The sequence below is a fragment of the Azospira oryzae genome, assembly GCF_004217225.1.
GTDB classification, from domain to species: domain Bacteria; phylum Pseudomonadota; class Gammaproteobacteria; order Burkholderiales; family Rhodocyclaceae; genus Azospira; species Azospira oryzae.
The window spans coordinates 1188356-1206126 of record NZ_SHKM01000001.1 but is presented as its reverse complement, the minus strand read 5'-3'; the positions used below and the strand labels follow the sequence as shown (position 1 = coordinate 1206126).

The window sequence follows — 17771 nt, the reverse complement described above, 5'->3', positions numbered from 1 at the left end:
GGCTCTCGTGCTGAAGCAACTGGTTCCTGTCGCTGTTGTTGTTTTCCTCGTCATTGCCGGCATTGCTGTTCTGCTGCTGCGGCGGATGTCCGGCAAGGGGGCCGAGGCATGGCCCTTCTATGCCAAGAAGCCCTTGTCCCAACCAGAGCAGGTGCTTTATCACCGGCTGGTTGCCGCCTTGCCCGAGTGTATGGTGCTGGCCCAGGTCCAGCTTTCCCGGGTGCTCGGCGTGAAGAAGGGGTTCAGATTCCATGAATGGAACAACCGCATCAACCGCATGAGCCTCGATTTCCTGGTTTGCCTCAAGGATTCCAGCATCGTGGCGGCCATCGAACTGGACGACAAAAGCCACGAGCGGGCAGCGCGGATGGAGGCGGATGCAAAGAAGGAAAAGGCACTGGCTGCCGCCGGGATCACTTTGGTCCGCTGGCATGTGAGCGCCATGCCCGACGAAGCAACCATCCGCAAGGTATTTGCCGGTTGAAATCAGGCCCGGGCGGGGCATGACTCCGGCCATGCTGCCGGGGCTTTAAAATGGCGCCTTCACTGTCCTGAATGTGCCTTCAATGAGTGAATCATCCGGCGACTGGTCTCGCCACCTTGCCGCTCTCGCCATTGCCGACAGCCATGACGACGGCGCCCACGACCTCAACCACCTGCACCGGGTCTGGCAGACCGCCCAGACCCTGCTGCAGGACCATGCCGAGGCCGATGCCCTGGTGGTGATGGCGGCCTGCTATCTGCACGATCTGGTCAATCTGCCGAAGAACCACCCGGACCGCTCCAGAGCCTCGACCCTGGCGGCGGAGCTGGCGGTGGCAAAACTCAGGGAAGCCGGTTTTCCGTCAGAAAAGCTGGCCGCCGTGGCCCATGCCATCGAGGCCCACAGTTTTTCGGCGGGCATCGCGCCCACCACCATCGAAGCCAAGATCGTCCAGGATGCGGACCGGCTGGATGCTTTGGGAGCGGTGGGATTGGTCCGGCTGTTCTACACGGCAGGGCGTCTGGGGTCGGCTCTGGCCCATGCCGGCGACCCGCTGGGGACGGTGCGGGAGCTGGATGACAAGGCCTACGCCCTGGACCACATCGAGGTGAAGCTGGCGACCCTGCCGGCCACCATGCAGACGGCGGCAGGTCGCCGCCTGGGGGAGGAACGGCTGCAATGGCTGCGGCAGTTCCAGGCGGACTTTGTGGCCGAGTGGGGAACCGGTAGCGGTTCCTGAAAACGGGGTGGCCTGGGAGGCAGGCAGGACGCCGCTCCCGGCCTTGCCATGCCGAAGAGTGGCGTCCCTGCTGCTTCATCGGGCAGTAGCGTTTGAATCCATCGCAGCCACCCGGACGGCTCAGGCTGCCCGGATGATGCCCAGCAAATCGTCGCCGTAGCGTTCCAGCTTGGCGGTGCCCATGCCGGAGATGTTCATCAGCTGGTCCCGGGTGGTGGGCCGTTCTTCCGCCAGTTCCTTCAAGGTCTTGTCGTGCAGGATGACATAGGCCGGCACGCCCTGTTCCTTGGCGGTGGCGGCGCGCCACTGGCGCAGGTCTTCGAACAGGGACTGGTCTTCCAGGGTCATGTCGTCCAGCTTGGTCGGCGCCCGCTCGCTGCGGCTCTTGCTGCTGCTGCCACCCTTGCGCGCCACGTGGCGGCGCATCTGCAGGGTCTGTTCGCCCTTCAAGACCGGGCGGGCGGCATCGGTGAGCTTCATGGCGCCGTGTTCGGCCAGGTCGGCGGTGAGCATGCCGCCGGCCACCAGCTGGCGGAAGACGGCGCGCCAGGCCCCGTCGTCCAGGTCGGCGCCGACGCCGAAGGTGGGCAGGGCGTCGTGGCCCCACTGCTTGACCTTGTCGCTGACCTTGCCCCGCAGCACGTCGATGAGGTGCACCACGCCGAAGCGCTGGCCGGTGCGATAGACCACGGAGAGGGCTTTCTGGGCGGCCACGGTGCCGTCCCACAGTTCCGGCGGGGTGAGGCAGACGTCGCAGTTGTTGCAAGGCTCGCTGGCTTCGCCGAAGTAGTCGAGCAGCACCACCCGGCGGCAGCGGGGGGATTCGGCGTAGGCCAGGAGGGCGTTGAGCTTCTGGGCCTCCAGGCGCTTCTGTTCTTCCGGGGCGACGGAATCCTCGATGCGGGAGCGTTGCAGCACCACATCCTGCAAACCGTAGGCCATCCAGGCTTCGGCCGGTTCGCCGTCGCGGCCGGCCCGGCCCGTTTCCTGGTAGTAGGCTTCCAGGCTCTTGGGCAGGTCCAGATGGGCGACGAAGCGCACGTCGGGCTTGTCGATGCCCATGCCGAAGGCGATGGTGGCCACCATGGTGATGCCTTCTTCCCGCAGGAAGGTGCGCTGGTTGTCGGCCCGCACCTCGGCCGGCAGGCCGGCGTGGTAGGGCAGGGCGGGAATGCCCTGGCTCGTAAGCCAGGCGGCGGTCTCTTCCACCTTCTTGCGCGACAGGCAGTAGACGATGCCGGCCTCGCCTTTATGGTTGGCGAGGAAGCCGAGCAGCTGCTTGCGAGGATTATCCTTCTCGACGATGAGGTAGCGGATGTTGGGCCGGTCGAAGCTGGCGACGAAGACCCGGGCTTCGGTCAGCCCCAGGCGCACCCGCATTTCCTCCCGGGTGGCAGTGTCGGCGGTGGCGGTGAGGGCGATGCGGGGCACATCCGGGTAGCGGTTGTGCAGGGCCGAGAGCTGCAGGTATTCGGGGCGGAAGTCGTGGCCCCACTGGGAGACGCAGTGGGCTTCGTCGATGGCGAAGAGGGCCAGGCGCTTGTCCTCTTCCAGCTTGTCCAGCAGGGAGAGGCAGCGGTCGGTGAGCAGGCGTTCCGGGGCGACGTAGAGCAGGTCCAGGTCGCCGCAGAGGACGCGCCGTTCCACTTCCTGCACCTGCTGCCAGTCCAGGGTGGAATTGAGGTAGGCCGCCTTGACGCCGAGCTGGGTGAGGGCGTCCACCTGGTCCTGCATCAGGGCGATCAGGGGCGAGATGACCACGCCGCAGCCGTGGCGCAGCAGGGCGGGAATCTGGTAGCAGAGGGATTTGCCGCCGCCGGTGGGCATCAGCACCAGGGCGTCGCCGCCATCGGCCACGTGGCCGACGATGTCGCCCTGGCTGCCGCGGAAGGCGGTGTAGCCGAAAACCCGGTGCAGGATTTCCAGGGCGGCGGTGTGGGTGTTGGTTTCCATGGGCCGCGATTATCTCACGGCCCATGGGGGGAACCGGCATCAGCAGGTGCCTGGCGTCGTTGTGCCGCCTTGCCGTACTCCGTGTACTGCCTGCGGCGGCACGCCTAGCCAGGCCCCTCCTGCTACCGGTTCCCGGCCGTGGCTTGCTCCGGCCGCAGCAGGGAGGCGACGATGGAGACCGCCAGGATGCCGGCCACGGCGCCCAGGGAAACGAACACCGGGATGTGGAACCACTTGACGATCAGCATCTTCACGCCGATGAAGCAGAGCACCGCCGCCAGACCGTACTTGAGCAGGTGGAAGCGGGAGGCCATGTCCGCCAGCAGGAAGTACAGGGCCCGCAGGCCGAGGATGGCGAAGATGTTGGAGGTCATGACGATGAAGGGGTCCGTGGTCACGGCGAAAATGGCCGGAATGGAATCCACGGCGAAGATCACGTCGGTGACCCCGATCAGCACCACCACCACGAACAGGGGCGTGAACCAGCGCACCCCGTCCTTCCACACCGACAGCCGGTCGCCATCGTACTGGGGCAGGATCTTCAGGTGGCCGCGCATCCACTTGAGCACCGGATTCTGCTCGATGTCCGGCTCATGCTCGCCGGGCAGGGCCATCTTGATGCCGGTGACGAGCAGGAAGGCGCCGAAGACGTAGAGGATCCAGCTGAACTGGGAAATCAGCCAGGCGCCGATGAGGATCATGACGGCCCGCAGCACCACGGCCAGGATGACGCCGACGATGAGGGCCTTCTTCTGCTGCTCCGCCGGTACCACGAAGGCGGTGAAGATCATCAGGAAGACGAAGATGTTGTCCACCGACAGGGACTTCTCGATCAGGTAGCCGGTGAGGAACTCGGTGGCCTTCAGGTTGGCCACTTCCCTGCCCACGCTGTGGTCCAGCCAGCCCCACAGGATGGCGCAGAAAATGAGGGCCAGGCTTACCCACAGGGCCGACCAGGCCAGGGCCTGGCGGGCGGTAACGGCCCGGCCTCCCTTCTTTTCCAGGGCCACCAGGTCCACCACGATGGCGACGACGACGAAGACGGCAAAGCCGACCCACCACCACAGGTTGCCGATGCTTTCAGCCATGGCGCCTCCTTACCAGTTCTGCCGGCGGTCGCCGGCCGGGTCGATGCGGCGCCATTCCCCGTTCAGGGTGACGGGCTGGCGGGGAGCGCTGGAGGCCCGGGCGTAGGCCGGCGCGAAGGCCGCTTCCGCTTCTGCCTGGGCGCGGCGCACGGTGTCGGCCTGGCGCGCCAGGCGGCGGACAATGGTTGAGAAGAGAGCCTTGAAAATGGGCAGGATGACGAAGCGGCCGATGCCGGCCAGGAGGGCCAGCCGGAGCTTGAAGAAGAGGAGCGAGAGCAGCTTTTTCATGACGGTTCCTTTTGCATGAGATCGAGATTAACCGATCCTCGCCGCCCGTAAACGCAAAAAACCTTTGCCGTTGGCGGCAAAGGTCTCGCTTGGGTTGCGTCGGCGCTACGTTATGAGCACCTCTGGAACCACCCACCGGGCCGGGGAACTTTCATTCCCGTACTGACGACTTCCGGCGGTTCAGCTACTCCCCTTCGTGGGATCGCGGAGTTGAATTTACGGGGGATGGGCGCTTTGGTCAACCCCGAGGGGCTTGTGGTTATTACGCAGGCCGCCCCGTGGCGGATCAGGCCAGGGGACGTTGCAGGCTTTCCCGCTGCAGGGTCTCGCCGTCCCACACCAGGCAGTCGCCCCAGGCCCGGCTGGCGTCCTGGCGCCAGTCGGCGAGGACCCAGCGCTCGCAATGGATGCCGTCCACGATGTGGTCGTGGCGGTCCGGGCGGTGGGTGTGGCCGTGGATCAGGGTGGCGTAGCCGTTGTCGCGCAGGAAGTCTTCCACCGTGGCGGCGTTGACGTCCATCAGGTAGTCGGCGCCGTCCCGTTTTTCCGCCTTGATGGTTTCGGAGCGCTGGCGCAGGGCGGCGGCGATGGCCTTGCGTTCCGCCAGGGGCTTGGCCAGGAACTCGCCCTGCCAGGCCGCGCCGCGCACCTGGGTGCGGAAGTCCTGGTAGTCCCTGTCGTCGGTGCACAGGATGTCGCCGTGGCTGAGGACGAACTGCCAGGTGACCACGGACAGCACATAGGGGTCGGGCAGCAGGCGCAGGCCGGCGGCGGTGGCGAAGTCCTGACCCAGGAGGAAGTCCCGGTTGCCGTGCAGCAGATTGAGTTCGATGCCCTGGTTGGCGGCCTGGCGCAGGGCGGCGATGATGCGGGCGTTGTAGGGATCGGTGCAGTCGTCGTCGCCGACCCAGTGGTCGAAGAAGTCGCCGAGGATGTAGAGGCTGCTGGCCTTGCGGCCGGGCAGGGAGGCCAGGAAGTCGAGGAAGAGGGCGGTGATGCTCGGGACTGCCGGCGAGAGGTGGAGATCGGAGATGAAGTAGAGCATGGGGCGCGAGGGTGTGATGATGGCTCGCGCCCCGGTACGGCGGGCTGCTTAGACGACTTCAGCGCGTTCGATGATCACGTCTTCCACCGGCACGTCCTGGTGGAAGCCGCTGCGGCCGGTCTTGACGCCCTTGATCTGATCCACCACCTCGGTGCCTTCGACCACCTTGCCGAAGACGCAGTAGCCCCAGCCGCTGGCGGAGGGGGAGGTGTGGTTGAGGAAATCGTTGTTCTTGACGTTGATGAAGAACTGGGCCGTGGCGGAATGGGGATCGTTGGTGCGGGCCATGGCGATGGTGTAGACGTCGTTCTTCAGGCCGTTGTCGGCCTCATTCTTGATCGGGGCCTGGGTGTCCTTCTGCTTCATGCCGGGCTCGAAGCCGCCGCCCTGGATCATGAAGCCGTTGATGACCCGGTGGAAGATGGTGTTGTCGTAGTGGCCGGCTTCCACGTAGGAAATGAAGTTCTTCACGGTTTCCGGGGCCTTTTCGGCATCCAGTTCCAGGCCGATGACGCCGAAGTTGGTGTGCAGTTTGATCATGAGCTTGCCTTTCGATGCTGGGTGGGCGCCGCCGCTGGCGACGCCCGAATTGCCCCTCGCCCTCGCAACGAGGGGCCGGGGGTGAGGGCGGCGGGACGGGCCCGCCGGGTTTATTTCTTTTCCGGGAGCAGCTTGACGGACTGGATCACCACCGGGGAGGCGGGGACGTTCTGGTGCCCGCCCTGGTTGCCGGTGCGCACCTGGCCGATCTTCTTCACCACGTCGATGCCTTCGCGCACCTTGCCGAAGACGGTGTAGCCCCAGCCGTCGAAGGAGGGGTAGTCCAGGTTGCGGTTGTCCACCAGGTTGATGAAGAACTGGGCCGTGGCGGAGTGGGGGTTGTTGGTGCGGGCCATGGCGATGGTGCCGATGTCGTTCTTCAGGCCGTTCTTGGCCTCGTTCTCGATGGGCGCCCGGGTGGCCTTCTGGGTCATGTCCGGGGTGAAGCCGCCACCCTGGATCATGAAGCCGTCGATGACCCGGTGGAAGATGGTGCCGTCGTAGAAGCCGTCCTTGGTGTATTGCAGGAAGTTGTCCACGGTCTTGGGCGCCTTGTCCGCATACAGCTCGAGGACGATGCGCCCCTGGTTGGTCTGGATTTCCACCTGGGGATTGGCGGCCAGGGCCAGGGGGGCGACCAGGGCCAGCAGCAGGCCGGCGGCGGCGCGGTGCAAGGATTTGAACATCAGGCGGCTCCTTCGTAGATGATTTTCCAGGTGCCGTTTTCCCGCACCCAGTATTGGCGTTTCTTCATCTGGTTGTTGAGGTTGTTGCTGCGGTAGTCCTGTTCGAAGGTGACCACCACGTAGTCTTCCTTGTCCGGGGCGCGGAACATGGACATGCCGGTCAGCTTGACCTTGATCCATTCCTTGCTTGCATTGACCTGGCGCTTCTGCTGGGCGAAATCCGCCAGGTTCTGCTGGCCGTTCTTGAAGCTGGCGGAGTAGTGGGAGAGGAACTTGTCCACATCCTTGCTTTCCCAGTCGGTCCGCCAGGCGTCGATCTTCTTGTTCAGCTCGTTCCGTTCCTTGTTCCAGTCGTCCAGGGACAGCCATTCCACGGAATTGCTGATGATCACCGGGGTCAGGCCCACCTGCAGGTTCTTGGCCAGGGCGTCCAGGTCCGGATTGGCCAGCACGACGCAGCCGTCGGAGGCCCGGGGCGGGCGGGAGAAGGTGTCCGAGGGGGTGCCGTGCAGCCAGATGCCGTGGCCGTTGCGGCCCTGCTGCTTGTCCCACTCGTTGGGGTAGTTGATGGGGAAGGCGCCGCTGCCGTAGAGGTCGGCTAGCTTCTCCCGGGGCAGGCTGGAGGTGACGTGGTAGACGCCGATGGGGGTCTTCTTGTCGCCTTCGCGGAATTTCTCAGCGCCAAGCTTGCCCTGGGTGATGTAGTAGTCGGCGACAAAGCGGGGGCGGCCGGCCTTCAGGTCGTTCTCGTAGAGGTAGAGCCGGGACTTCTGGGTGTCCACCACCACCGCGTACTTCTGCTCCGGCACCATCTGCATCAGGTAGCGGGGCACCGCGTCGGCCTGGGGTTTGTCCTTGTAGCCGCGCAGACGCACCATGGCCTCGGCCCGCAGGTCCGCTAGCTTGTCCTGGGGGGCGCCGGGGGCGTTGCCGAAGGTTTCCAGGGGCCGGGTACGGGCCAGCAGCAGGTCGCCCTTGATCAGGTGGCCCAGGCGGAACTTGGGAAAGCGCTCCAGCAGGGTGTCGGTGAGGACCAGGGCCTTGTCCAGGCGGTTGCGTTCGATCTCGTCGAAAATGCGCGCCAGCATGGGCTCCGGGCCTTGCAGGCCGGCGCCGGAATCGGAATAGGTGGCGCCGTCGGCCGGCAGGGAAAGGTCGGCCTCGCTGCTGCCGTTGCCGTGCTTGTAGCGCCACAGGGCATTGGCCTTCCAGGCGGCGCCGGCGGCAACCAAAACGATCAGGGCAACTACGGTGCGGCGGAAGCGCCGGCCGGAGTTGCCCCGGGTGTACATCAAGGACATCAGCTACCTACTTTTTCCTGCTGGATCAGCCATTTGCCACCGCTACGCTGCAGCACGAGGGTCTTGGCGGCGGAGGATTTGAGCGTGGCGGAGGTGTAATTCTGCTTGAAGCGCACCGTGGCCTTGTCGCCGTTCTGGCTGACCTTGATGTCCTCGACCGATACCTGCAGCTTGCCGGGCTTGTCGATACGGCTGGCCCGTTCCTTCTCCCAGGCCTTGCGGTTGCCGCCGGGGGCCTGGAAATCGGGGGCGTAGAAGGAGAGATAGCCCTTCACGTCCTTGCGCGACCAGGCGGCTGCCCAGTTCTGCACGGCCTTGGTGACGGCGCCTTCGTCGGCGGCTTCAGCCTTGGCGGCTGCAGGAGCGGGCTTTTCGGCCTTGGCCGGTTCGGCGGCGGGCTTTTCCTTCTCCGGCTTGTCCAGCACGGTGACCTTGGCCGGCGTGCCCTTGGCCGCTTCCGGTGCCTTGGCCGCAGCTGCGGCCGGGACGGGGGCAGGAGCCGGGGTCGGCGCCGGGGCGGCAGCAGGAGCCGGGGCAGGGGCTGGCGTCGGAGCGGCAGCAGGCGCGGCGGCAGCGGGTACCTTGCCGCCGGGAGCCCGGGAAGAGCCGATCATTTCGCGGATCAGGGACAGCTTGGACTGGGCGTGGGCATTGGAGGAGTCCAGTTGCAGCGCTTTGTCGTAGGCCTGGCTGGCCAGCTTGGCATAGACGTCGCCCAGGTTCTCGTGGGCCACGGCGTAGGAAGGATGGGTGCGGATGGCCATTTCCAGGGCGGTGCGGGCCTTGTCGTACTGCTTCTGCTGGGCGTAGAGCACGGCCAGGTTGTTGTAGGGCTCCGGCAGTTCCGGGAAATCCTCGGTGAGCTTGGTGAAGACCGCGATGGCCTCATTGTTGCGATTCAGCTCGGTGAGGATGATGCCGCGCAGGAAGCGTCCCTGGGCGTCCTTGGGACGGGTGGCGATGTAGGCATCCACTTTTTCCAGGGCCTGGGCGTTCTGTCCCTGTCTGACCATCTTCTGGATATCGGTGATGGCAACGTCGGCCGCCAGGGAAATGTTGGCGGAACCGAGCCCGATCAGGGCGCCGATCAGCAGGGCCGGAAGCAGCCGGGAACGGCTGGAATGGCGCGGCAGGCGGGCAGCTGGCGAAAAGTGGGAACCCATCGTTGTGTTATACTCTCTCGGACGATTTGACGGTGTTTTGCATATGCCGAAGCGAACGCCGAACGGCTTTTTTCAGGCTTTTCGCAAAACTGCCCGATTCTAACAAAGAAGGGCGCCGGAGCGAAGTTGCCGGGCCATCGACCTGGTGAATTTCGGTGCCGTCCGCCCCCCGGGTTCCACGGCAGTTGCCGCTTGTGTCCAGGCCTGCCGTCGGGCGGGTAGGCTCCCGCCCTTTCTTTTGCCCATCCGATAATCCCCATTTTTCTTTCTGCCCATGCTGAAAATCTATAACACCATCGCCCGGGAAAAGCAGGAATTCGTCCCCATTGAAGCCGGCAAGGTGAAAATGTATGTCTGCGGCATGACGGTTTACGATTTCTGCCACCTGGGCCACGCCCGGGTGCTGGTGGTATTCGATGCCGTCTATCGCTGGCTGCGGGCCAGCGGTCTGGACGTGACCTACGTCCGCAACATCACCGACATCGACGACAAGATCATCCGTCGGGCCGTGGAAAACGGCGAGACCATCGGCCAGCTGACCGACCGCTTCATCGCGGCCATGGATGAGGATGCCGCCGCCCTGGGCGTGCACAAGCCCACCCACGAGCCCCGGGCCACCGAGTATGTGCCCCAGATGCTGGGCCTCATCGGCCAGCTGGAAGCCAACGGCCTGGCCTACAAGGCCGCCGATGGCGACGTGAATTTCTCGGTGCGCAAGTTCCCCGGCTACGGCCGCCTCTCCGGCAAGTCCCTGGACGACCTGCGGGCCGGCGAACGGGTGGAAGTGGATTCGGCCAAGCAGGACCCCCTGGACTTCGTGCTGTGGAAGCACGCCAAGGCAGGCGAGCCCGCCTGGGAATCCCCCTGGGGCGCCGGCCGTCCCGGCTGGCACATCGAGTGCTCGGCCATGAGCTCCGATTTGCTGGGCAAGCATTTCGACATCCACGGCGGCGGCCAGGACCTGCAGTTCCCCCATCACGAGAACGAGATCGCCCAGTCCGAAGGGGCCCACGGTTGCACCTTCGTCAATTACTGGATGCACAACGGCTTCGTGCGGGTGGACGACGAGAAGATGTCCAAGTCCCTGGGCAACTTCTTCACCATCCGCGACGTGCTGAAGAAGTACGACGCCGAAGTGGTGCGCTTCTTCATCCTGCGCGCCCACTACCGCAGCCCCCTCAACTATTCCGACGCCCATCTGGACGACGCCCGGCAGGCCCTGACCCGGTTGTACACCGCCCTCAAGGCGGCGCCGGCGGAAGCCGTGACGGTGGACTGGAACGAGGCCCATGCCCAGCGCTTCCAGGCGGCCATGGACGACGACTTCAACACGCCGGAAGCCCTGGCGGTGCTGTTCGACCTGGCCAACGAGGCCAATCGCAGCAAGGACTCAGCCGTGGCGGCCCAGCTGAAGGCCCTGGCCGGGGTGCTGGGGCTGCTGCAGCGCGATCCCCAGGCCTTCCTGCAGGGCGCCACGCCGGATGCGGCCGATGGCCTTAGCCCGGCGGAGATCGAGGCCCGCATCCAGGCCCGCATCGATGCCAAGAAGGCGAAGAACTTTGCCGAGGCCGACCGTCTGCGGGCCGAACTGCTGGCCGCCGGCATCGTGCTCGAGGACTCCGCCCAGGGCACCACCTGGCGCCGGGCCTGAAGCCGGGCCGTCTCCCGTCCGGAACGGGGGAAACAAAAAAGCCCGCCATCGGCGGGCTTTTTCTATGCTTGGTCGGTCTAGCGCAGGACCTTGCCGCCGTTGCCGATCACCGTCAGGTCCACGAAGCGGGAACCGTTGTGGTCGCTGGTGGAGTAGCTGACCCGGTAGCCGCCCAGGTCATAGCTGCCCATGCTTTCCAGGGCCGTGGTCAGCTTGTCCCGGGTGAGGTCCTTGCCGGCCCGCTTGATGCCTTCCACCATGACCTTGGCCATGGCATAGCCCTCGACGCCGTAGTAGGGAGACTGGCTCTGCTTGCCCATGGTGGTCATCAGCTTGCGGTATTCCCGCACCAGGGGGTTTGAGTCGTTCCAGGGATAGGGCATGACCTGGGAGATGCCGATGCCCCGGGCGTCGTTGCCCAGTTCCTTCACCAGCAGGTCGGCGCCCACCGGGGAGAGGGTCATGAACTGGGGGTTCTGGCCGTGCTTGCGCATCTGGCGCACGAACTCGGCGGTGGGCTTGTACAGGGTGACCATGATCACGGCCTGGGGCGTGACCTTGGAAATGGCCTCCACGGCCTTGGCCACATCCAGGGAGTTACGTTCCACGGTGCCGACGGCGGAGGGGGCCAGGCCGTGCTTCTTCAGGGCGGCGGTGACGCCGTCCAGGCCGGACTTGCCGAAGCCGTCGTTCTGGTAGAAGACGGCGATGTTCTTCAGGCCGAGGGAGGCCAGCTGGCTGACGATGGCATCGGTTTCGTTGGCATAGCTGGCGCGCACGTTGAACATGTAGCGGTTCACCGGGTTGCGCAGGGTTTCGGCGCCGGAGATGGTGCCCACCAGGGGCACCTTGGCGCCGGAGAACACTTCCATGGCGGCAGTGGTGGGGGAGGAGCCGTAGAAGGCCAGCAGGGCGAAGGCCTTTTCGTCGTGGATCAGCTTCTTGGTATTGGCCACGGCCCGGTCGGTCTCGTAGCCGTCGTCCAGGGAAACCAGTTCCAGCTTGCGGCCGTTGATGCCGCCGCCCTTGTTGATCTGCTCGAAGTAGGCGGTGATGCTTTCCCGCATTTCCGTGCCGTAGATGCCGTTGGGGCCGGAGAAGGGGGCGGACATGCCGAGGGTGATGGTGCTGTCGGTGACCCCGTTCTCTGCCATGGCGGCGCCGGACAGCAGGGCGCAGGAGGCCATTAACAGGGATGCCAGACGGTGACGAAAGCGCTTCATTTTTCCCTCCTTGAGCGTCATTTTGTGGTGTGTTGTGGGGGAGGACTATGGCATTGGTCGGGCCGGATTGCAAGACGCCGCCTGGCTTTGCGGCCCGAAAAAAAGGCGGCCCGGAGGCCGCCCTGGTTTGTCTCCGGGACTACTGCCCGAAGAAATCCTTCACCTTGTCCATCCAGCTCTGGGCTTTCGGATTGTGGTTGGCGGAATCGCCCTGGCTGATCTCCTCCAGTTCCCGCAGCAGTTCCTTCTGGCGCTCGGTGAGATTGACCGGGGTTTCCACCACCACGTGGCACAGCAGGTCGCCGTGCACATGGCTGCGCACGCCCTTGATGCCCTTGCCGCGCAGGCGGAAGACCTTGCCCGACTGGGTTTCCGCCGGGATCTTGATCTTGGCGGCACCGTCCAGGGTGGGGATTTCGATTTCCCCGCCCAGGGCGGCGGTGGTGAAGCTGATGGGCATCTCGCAATGTAGGTCGTTGTGGTCCCGCTGGAAGACGGAGTGGGCCTTGAGGTGGATCTGCACGTAAAGGTCGCCCGGGGGGCCGCCATTGACGCCGTGTTCCCCTTCGCCGGCAAGCCGGATGCGATCGCCTTCGTCCACCCCGGCCGGAATCTTTACCGACAGGGTCTTGTGCTGCTTGACCCGGCCGGCGCCGTGGCAGGTGCCGCAGGGGTCGGGAATGATGCGGCCGGTGCCGTGGCACTTGGGACAGGTCTGCTGGATGGAGAAGAAGCCCTGCTGCAGCCGTACCTGGCCGCTGCCCTGGCAGGTGGGGCAGGTCTTGGGCTGGGTGCCGCTCTTGGCGCCGGAGCCGCTGCAGGTGTCGCAGACTTCCATGGTGGGGATGCGGATCTTGGTTTCCGTCCCCTTGGCTGCCTGCTCCAGGCTGATTTCCAGGTTGTAGCGCAGATCGGCGCCGCGGTAGATGTTGGAACGGCCGCCGCCGCCACCGCCGGCACGGCCGCCGAAGATGTCGCCGAAGATGTCGGCGAAGGCATCGCCGAAACCGCCGCCGCCAAAGCCGCCGCCCCCGCCGAAGCCGCCGGCCTGGGGATCGACCCCGGCGTGGCCGTACTGGTCGTAGGCGGCCCGTTTCTGGCCGTCGGAGAGGATCTCGTAGGCTTCCTTGGCTTCCTTGAACTGCTCTTCGGCCTTGGGGTTATCCGGATTGCGGTCCGGATGGAATTTCATGGCCAGCTTGCGGTAGGCCTTCTTGATCTCGTCGTCGCTGGCATCCCGATTGACGCCGAGGACTTCGTAAAAATCTTTTTTTGCCATTTCAGCTCTCTAAAAGGCATGGCCGCAAAGCGTGCAAAGGGGCCTTCCGGCCTGGCTTTGCACGTCCTTGCGACCCATGGTCGGACCGGAAGAGGAGATTACTTCTTGTCCTTCACCTCGGTGAATTCGGCATCCACCACGTCGCCTTCCACGGTCTTCTCGCCGCCGGAAGCTGCACCGGCTTCGGCACCGGGGGCGCCGCCGGCAGCCTGCTGCTGGGCGTACATCTTCTCGCCCAGCTTCTGGGCGGCGGTGGCCAGGGCCTGGGTCTTGGCTTCGATCTCGGCCTTGTCGGTGCCGCGCACGGCGTCTTCCACTTCCTTGATGGCGGCTTCGATGGCGGCCTTTTCCTCGTCGGACAGCTCCTTGCCGTACTCGGTCAGGGACTTCTTGGTCATGTGCACCATGCCGTCGGCCTGGTTGCGGGCGTCGGCCAGCTCATGGACCTTCTTGTCCTCTTCGGCGTGCAGCTCGGCATCGCGCACCATGCGTTGCACTTCTTCCTCGGAGAGGCCGGAGGAGGCCTGGATCTTGATCTTGTTTTCCTTGCCGGTGGCCTTGTCCTTGGCGGAGACATGCAGGATGCCGTTGGCGTCGATGTCGAAGGTGACTTCGATCTGGGGCATGCCGCGGGGGGCCGGCGGGATGTCGGACAGGTTGAACTGGCCCAGACTCTTGTTGCCGGAAGCCACTTCCCGCTCACCCTGCAGCACGTGGATGGTCACGGCGTTCTGGTTGTCGTCGGCAGTGGAGAAGACCTGGCTGGCCTTGGTCGGGATGGTGGTGTTCTTCTGGATCAGCTTGGTCATGATGCCGCCCAGGGTTTCGATACCCAGGGACAGGGGAGTCACGTCCAGCAGCAGCACGTCCTTCACTTCACCCTGCAGCACGCCGCCCTGGATGGCAGCGCCGACGGCCACGGCTTCGTCCGGGTTCACGTCCTTGCGGGGATCCTTGCCGAAGAACTCCTTCACCTTGTCCTGCACCTTGGGCATGCGGGACTGGCCGCCCACCAGGATCACGTCGTCGATGTCGCTGACCTTGACGCCGGCATCCTTCAGCGCCGTGGCGCAGGGAGCGATGGTGCGTTCCACCAGGTCGTCCACCAGGGATTCGAACTTGGCCCGGGTGATCTTCTGGGTCAGGTGCTTGGGACCGGAAGCATCGGCGGTGATGTAGGGCAGGTTGATTTCGGTCTGCTGGGAGGAGGACAGCTCGATCTTGGCCTTTTCGGCGGCTTCCTTCAGGCGTTGCAGGGCCAGCACGTCCTTGGACAGGTCGGCGCCCTGTTCCTTCTTGAATTCGGTGACGATGTAGTCGATCAGGCGCTGGTCGAAGTCTTCGCCGCCGAGGAAGGTGTCGCCGTTGGTGGACAGCACTTCGAACTGGTGCTCGCCGTCGATTTCGGCGATTTCGATGATGGAGATGTCGAAAGTGCCGCCACCCAGGTCATACACGGCGATTTTCTTGTCGCCCTGCTTCTTGTCCATGCCGAAGGCCAGGGCCGCGGCGGTGGGTTCGTTGATGATGCGCTTCACTTCCAGACCGGCGATACGGCCGGCGTCCTTGGTGGCCTGGCGCTGGCTGTCGTTGAAGTAGGCGGGCACGGTGATGACGGCCTCGGTCACTTCCTCGCCCAGGTAGTCCTCGGCGGTCTTCTTCATCTTGCGCAGCACTTCGGCGGAAACCTGGGGCGGGGCGATCTTCTTGTCGCGCACGTCCACCCAGGCATCACCGTTGTCGGCCTTGACGATCTTGTAGGGCATCAGGGCGATGTCCTTCTGCACTTCCTTTTCCTCGAAGCGGCGACCGATCAGGCGCTTCACCGCGAACAGGGTGTTGCGCGGGTTGGTCACGGCCTGGCGCTTGGCGGGGGCGCCGCACAGCACTTCACCGTCTTCGGCGTAGGCGACGATGGAGGGGGTGGTGCGGGTACCTTCAGAGTTTTCGATGACCTTGGGCTGGCCGCCTTCCATGATGGCGACGCAGGAGTTGGTGGTGCCCAGGTCGATACCGATGATCTTGCCCATGTTTCGTGTCCTTTCAGAGTGGCGGCGGTGGGGGCCTTCGGCCCGGCGCACCCGCCGGAATCAATACGAATTGCTTTCTGCACCCCAAATGGGGGTGGGGTCGGCTATTTCAAGGCTGTTTCCAGCCTTTTTTGCCGAAAATCAGGCGTCCTTGCCCTTGGCCACCATGACCATGGCCGGGCGCAGTACCCGGTCGGCGATGAGGTAGCCCTTTTGCAGCACATTCACCACGGTGTTGGGTTCCTGCTCGGACTCGACCATGCCGATGGCCTGGTGCTTGTTGGGGTCGAACTTCTGGCCCACCGGGTTCTCTTCCTTGACGCCGGACTTCTCGAAGGCGGAGAGGAGGTTCTTCAGGGTCATGTCCACGCCGACCCGCAGGGAGTCGGGGTTGGTGTCGGCCAGAGCCATTTCCAGGGTGTCCTTCACCGGCAGCAGGCTCTCGGCGAATTTCTCGATGGCGAACTTGGAGGCCTTGGCAATGTCTTCCTGGGCCCGGCGACGCATGTTCTCGGTCTCGGCCTTGGCTCGCAGCCAGGCGTCGTGGTGTTCCTGGGCGTTCAGTTCGGCCTGGCGCAGCAGCTCTTCCAGGCTCGGGGTGGTATCGGTCTGGCCTGCAGCGGGCTGGGCCACGGATTCGGGGGCATTGGCATCGCCGCCCAGTTCCAGGGGTTCCTGAGGCTTGTTTTGATCTTGCATGGGGATTCTCCGGAAAAACTTTTCTCCACGTGGGGGCGCTCTCGGGGATTTCAAGCCCCGGGGCGTGATTAATTTCCGCCGGCCCCCGCCGGGGCTTTGCTAGCATCTGCCGATGCAGACCAAAACGCCTCGCGGGGACTGAACCATGCCGGAACGCATCGGCCGCTACGAAGTCGTCCGGGAACTGGGACGGGGAGCCACCTCCATCGTCTATCTGGCCCGGGACCCGCAGGCTGTGGACGAGTCGCGCCGTCAGGTGGCGCTCAAGCTGATGCGTCTGGGGGGGGAGAATGCGGCCCTCTCGCGGCGCCTGCTGAAGCTGTTCCAGACCGAGGGCAGCATTGCCCGGCGCCTGGACCATCTCCACATCACCCGGGTTTTCGACGCGGTGATGGAAGAGGTCAATGGGGAGCAGCGCACCTACATGGTCATGGAGTACGTGAATGGCACGCCACTGGACCAGTTCTGCGCCATCGACCGCCTGTTGCCCATGCACCGGGTGGTGGGCATCATCTTCAAGTGCTGCCTGGCCCTGGACTACGCCTTCCGCCAGGGGGTGGTGCACCGGGACATCAAGCCGGCCAACATCCTCATCGATGCCGACGACAATCCCAAGATCACCGATTTCGGCCTGGCCCTGAATCTGCAGAAGGACGTGGGCAAGGATTCCACCTTCGTCATGGGAGTGGGTTCGCCGGCCTACATGTCGCCGGAGCAGGTCAAGGGTTATCCCCTCAACCACAAGACCGACCTCTATTCCCTCGGGGTGGTGCTGTTCCAGCTGCTCACCGGCCGCACGCCTTTCCGGGCCCCCACGTCGGCAGCCCTCATGTACAAGATCGTGAACATGGATACGCCCTCGGTCTGCGCCCTCAATCCGGCCATTCCGGAGGCCATGGACGGCATCATCCGCCGGGCCCTGGAGAAGGACCTTTACAGCCGCTACCGCAACGGGGCCGATTTCGCCAAGGACCTGTCCACCGTCCGCTACCAGATCCTGGACGAGGACGACACGGCCCGGGACATGGTCCGCTTCGACCGGCTGCGGCAGCTGCCCTTCTTTGCCAGCTTCGAGGATGTGGAACTGTGGGAGGTGCTGCGCATCAGCATCTGGCGCGAGATTGCGCCCAAGGTGGAGTTGATGCGGGAAGGGGACGAGGACCGGCGCTTCGGCATCATCGTCAGCGGCTATGCCGAAGTCTCCCGGGACGGACGCGCCATCTGTCGCCTGGGGGCCGGCGAGGTGCTGGGGGAAATGGCTTACCTGCATCCGGAAAGCCCGGAGCGCAGTGCCAGCGTGGTCACCCTGGAGCCCACCGTCTTCCTCGAGGTCAGCGGCCCGGCCCTGGAACTGGCCTCGGAAGAGCTGATCGAGCGCATGCGCCGCGCTCTCATGGCGCGGGTGGTGGAGCGGCTGCGGGAGGCGGACAAGATCCTGGCCCGCTTCGGCGACAAGGCGGTGGAGGGGGGCGGTGCCCGCAGCGGCGGCGTTGATTACGCCGAGCTCGACTGCGACCTGGAATTGCTGCCGCCCATCGAATAGCGGACTGACCGCCGCCGGCAGCGCCGCAACAAAAGAAAACGCCCGGAGGCTTGGTGCCT

General features: G+C 64.9%; 16 protein-coding genes. 4 read left to right on the top strand and 12 right to left on the bottom strand.

Annotated elements, in window-relative coordinates:
- Positions 1-7 precede the first annotated feature (7 nt).
- Positions 8-484 carry a DUF2726 domain-containing protein gene (locus EV678_RS05495; protein WP_130458783.1) on the top strand — a complete coding sequence of 159 codons (477 nt, stop codon included), beginning with the start codon at positions 8-10 and terminating at the stop codon, positions 482-484.
- Positions 485-566: 82 nt separating this feature from the next.
- Positions 567-1223, top strand: a complete 657-nt coding sequence (locus EV678_RS05490; protein WP_130458782.1) for an HD domain-containing protein — start codon at positions 567-569, stop codon at positions 1221-1223.
- A gap of 120 nt (positions 1224-1343) precedes the next feature.
- Here EV678_RS05490 and recQ read toward each other — a convergent pair whose 3' ends face one another.
- From recQ to EV678_RS05450, 8 genes are all read right to left on the bottom strand, one after another.
- On the bottom strand, positions 1344-3176 hold the full coding sequence (recQ, locus tag EV678_RS05485; protein ID WP_130458781.1) for a DNA helicase RecQ: 1833 nt from the start codon (positions 3174-3176) through the stop codon (positions 1344-1346).
- A gap of 122 nt (positions 3177-3298) precedes the next feature.
- Positions 3299-4264 carry a TerC family protein gene (locus EV678_RS05480; protein WP_014238105.1) on the bottom strand — a complete coding sequence of 322 codons (966 nt, stop codon included), beginning with the start codon at positions 4262-4264 and terminating at the stop codon, positions 3299-3301.
- 9 nt (positions 4265-4273) lie between these two features.
- Positions 4274-4552, bottom strand: a complete 279-nt coding sequence (locus EV678_RS05475; protein WP_130458780.1) for a hypothetical protein — start codon at positions 4550-4552, stop codon at positions 4274-4276.
- A 286-nt stretch (positions 4553-4838) separates the two neighbouring features.
- Positions 4839-5597: a UDP-2,3-diacylglucosamine diphosphatase gene (locus tag EV678_RS05470; protein ID WP_130458779.1), complete on the bottom strand. Its 759-nt coding sequence runs from the start codon at positions 5595-5597 to the stop codon at positions 4839-4841.
- A 48-nt stretch (positions 5598-5645) separates the two neighbouring features.
- Positions 5646-6137 carry a peptidylprolyl isomerase gene (locus EV678_RS05465; protein ID WP_014238102.1) on the bottom strand — a complete coding sequence of 164 codons (492 nt, stop codon included), beginning with the start codon at positions 6135-6137 and terminating at the stop codon, positions 5646-5648.
- Between the two features lie 110 nt (positions 6138-6247).
- Complete coding sequence (locus EV678_RS05460) at positions 6248-6823, bottom strand: peptidylprolyl isomerase (RefSeq protein WP_130458778.1); 576 nt, start codon at positions 6821-6823, stop codon at positions 6248-6250.
- Positions 6823-8124 (bottom strand): L,D-transpeptidase family protein, encoded by a 1302-nt coding sequence (locus EV678_RS05455; protein ID WP_130458777.1) that lies wholly within the window; start codon positions 8122-8124, stop codon positions 6823-6825. The genes EV678_RS05460 and EV678_RS05455 overlap by 1 nt, the downstream gene beginning before the upstream one ends.
- Positions 8124-9287, bottom strand: a complete 1164-nt coding sequence (locus EV678_RS05450) for a nuclear transport factor 2 family protein (protein WP_014238099.1) — start codon at positions 9285-9287, stop codon at positions 8124-8126. The genes EV678_RS05455 and EV678_RS05450 overlap by 1 nt, the downstream gene beginning before the upstream one ends.
- Positions 9288-9561: 274 nt before the next feature.
- Between EV678_RS05450 and cysS the strand changes: the two genes are divergently transcribed.
- Positions 9562-10938 carry a cysteine--tRNA ligase gene (cysS, locus tag EV678_RS05445; protein WP_130458776.1) on the top strand — a complete coding sequence of 459 codons (1377 nt, stop codon included), beginning with the start codon at positions 9562-9564 and terminating at the stop codon, positions 10936-10938.
- Between the two features lie 77 nt (positions 10939-11015).
- Here cysS and EV678_RS05440 read toward each other — a convergent pair whose 3' ends face one another.
- From EV678_RS05440 to grpE, 4 genes are all read right to left on the bottom strand, one after another.
- Entirely contained in the window at positions 11016-12161 is a 1146-nt protein-coding gene (locus tag EV678_RS05440; protein WP_014238097.1) for an ABC transporter substrate-binding protein, read from the bottom strand.
- A gap of 139 nt (positions 12162-12300) precedes the next feature.
- Positions 12301-13440 (bottom strand): molecular chaperone DnaJ, encoded by a 1140-nt coding sequence (gene dnaJ, locus EV678_RS05435; protein WP_014238096.1) that lies wholly within the window; start codon positions 13438-13440, stop codon positions 12301-12303.
- A gap of 98 nt (positions 13441-13538) precedes the next feature.
- Positions 13539-15470: a molecular chaperone DnaK gene (dnaK, locus tag EV678_RS05430; RefSeq protein ID WP_130458775.1), complete on the bottom strand. Its 1932-nt coding sequence runs from the start codon at positions 15468-15470 to the stop codon at positions 13539-13541.
- 141 nt (positions 15471-15611) lie between these two features.
- Positions 15612-16169, bottom strand: coding sequence for a nucleotide exchange factor GrpE (grpE, locus tag EV678_RS05425; RefSeq protein ID WP_014238094.1), 558 nt, complete (start codon positions 16167-16169; stop codon positions 15612-15614).
- A 145-nt stretch (positions 16170-16314) separates the two neighbouring features.
- Between grpE and EV678_RS05420 the strand changes: the two genes are divergently transcribed.
- Entirely contained in the window at positions 16315-17712 is a 1398-nt protein-coding gene (locus tag EV678_RS05420) for a protein kinase domain-containing protein (RefSeq protein WP_130458774.1), read from the top strand.
- The last annotated feature ends 59 nt before the right edge of the window (positions 17713-17771 follow it).

What these genes read in the sequence shown, in the direction of transcription:
- EV678_RS05480 (WP_014238105.1), bottom strand. Translation starts at nt 4,264, where the DNA reads ATGGCTGAAAGCATCGGCAACCTGTGGTGGTGGGTCGGCTTTGCCGTC.
- dnaK (WP_130458775.1), bottom strand. Translation starts at nt 15,470, where the DNA reads ATGGGCAAGATCATCGGTATCGACCTGGGCACCACCAACTCCTGCGTC.
- EV678_RS05420 (WP_130458774.1), top strand. Translation starts at nt 16,315, where the DNA reads ATGCCGGAACGCATCGGCCGCTACGAAGTCGTCCGGGAACTGGGACGG.
- dnaJ (WP_014238096.1), bottom strand. Translation starts at nt 13,440, where the DNA reads ATGGCAAAAAAAGATTTTTACGAAGTCCTCGGCGTCAATCGGGATGCC.
- EV678_RS05475 (WP_130458780.1), bottom strand. Translation starts at nt 4,552, where the DNA reads ATGAAAAAGCTGCTCTCGCTCCTCTTCTTCAAGCTCCGGCTGGCCCTC.
- EV678_RS05490 (WP_130458782.1), top strand. Translation starts at nt 567, where the DNA reads ATGAGTGAATCATCCGGCGACTGGTCTCGCCACCTTGCCGCTCTCGCC.
- EV678_RS05440 (WP_014238097.1), bottom strand. Translation starts at nt 12,161, where the DNA reads ATGAAGCGCTTTCGTCACCGTCTGGCATCCCTGTTAATGGCCTCCTGC.
- cysS (WP_130458776.1), top strand. Translation starts at nt 9,562, where the DNA reads ATGCTGAAAATCTATAACACCATCGCCCGGGAAAAGCAGGAATTCGTC.
- EV678_RS05455 (WP_130458777.1), bottom strand. Translation starts at nt 8,124, where the DNA reads ATGTCCTTGATGTACACCCGGGGCAACTCCGGCCGGCGCTTCCGCCGC.
- EV678_RS05470 (WP_130458779.1), bottom strand. Translation starts at nt 5,597, where the DNA reads ATGCTCTACTTCATCTCCGATCTCCACCTCTCGCCGGCAGTCCCGAGC.
- EV678_RS05465 (WP_014238102.1), bottom strand. Translation starts at nt 6,137, where the DNA reads ATGATCAAACTGCACACCAACTTCGGCGTCATCGGCCTGGAACTGGAT.
- grpE (WP_014238094.1), bottom strand. Translation starts at nt 16,169, where the DNA reads ATGCAAGATCAAAACAAGCCTCAGGAACCCCTGGAACTGGGCGGCGAT.
- EV678_RS05450 (WP_014238099.1), bottom strand. Translation starts at nt 9,287, where the DNA reads ATGGGTTCCCACTTTTCGCCAGCTGCCCGCCTGCCGCGCCATTCCAGC.
- EV678_RS05460 (WP_130458778.1), bottom strand. Translation starts at nt 6,823, where the DNA reads ATGTTCAAATCCTTGCACCGCGCCGCCGCCGGCCTGCTGCTGGCCCTG.
- recQ (WP_130458781.1), bottom strand. Translation starts at nt 3,176, where the DNA reads ATGGAAACCAACACCCACACCGCCGCCCTGGAAATCCTGCACCGGGTT.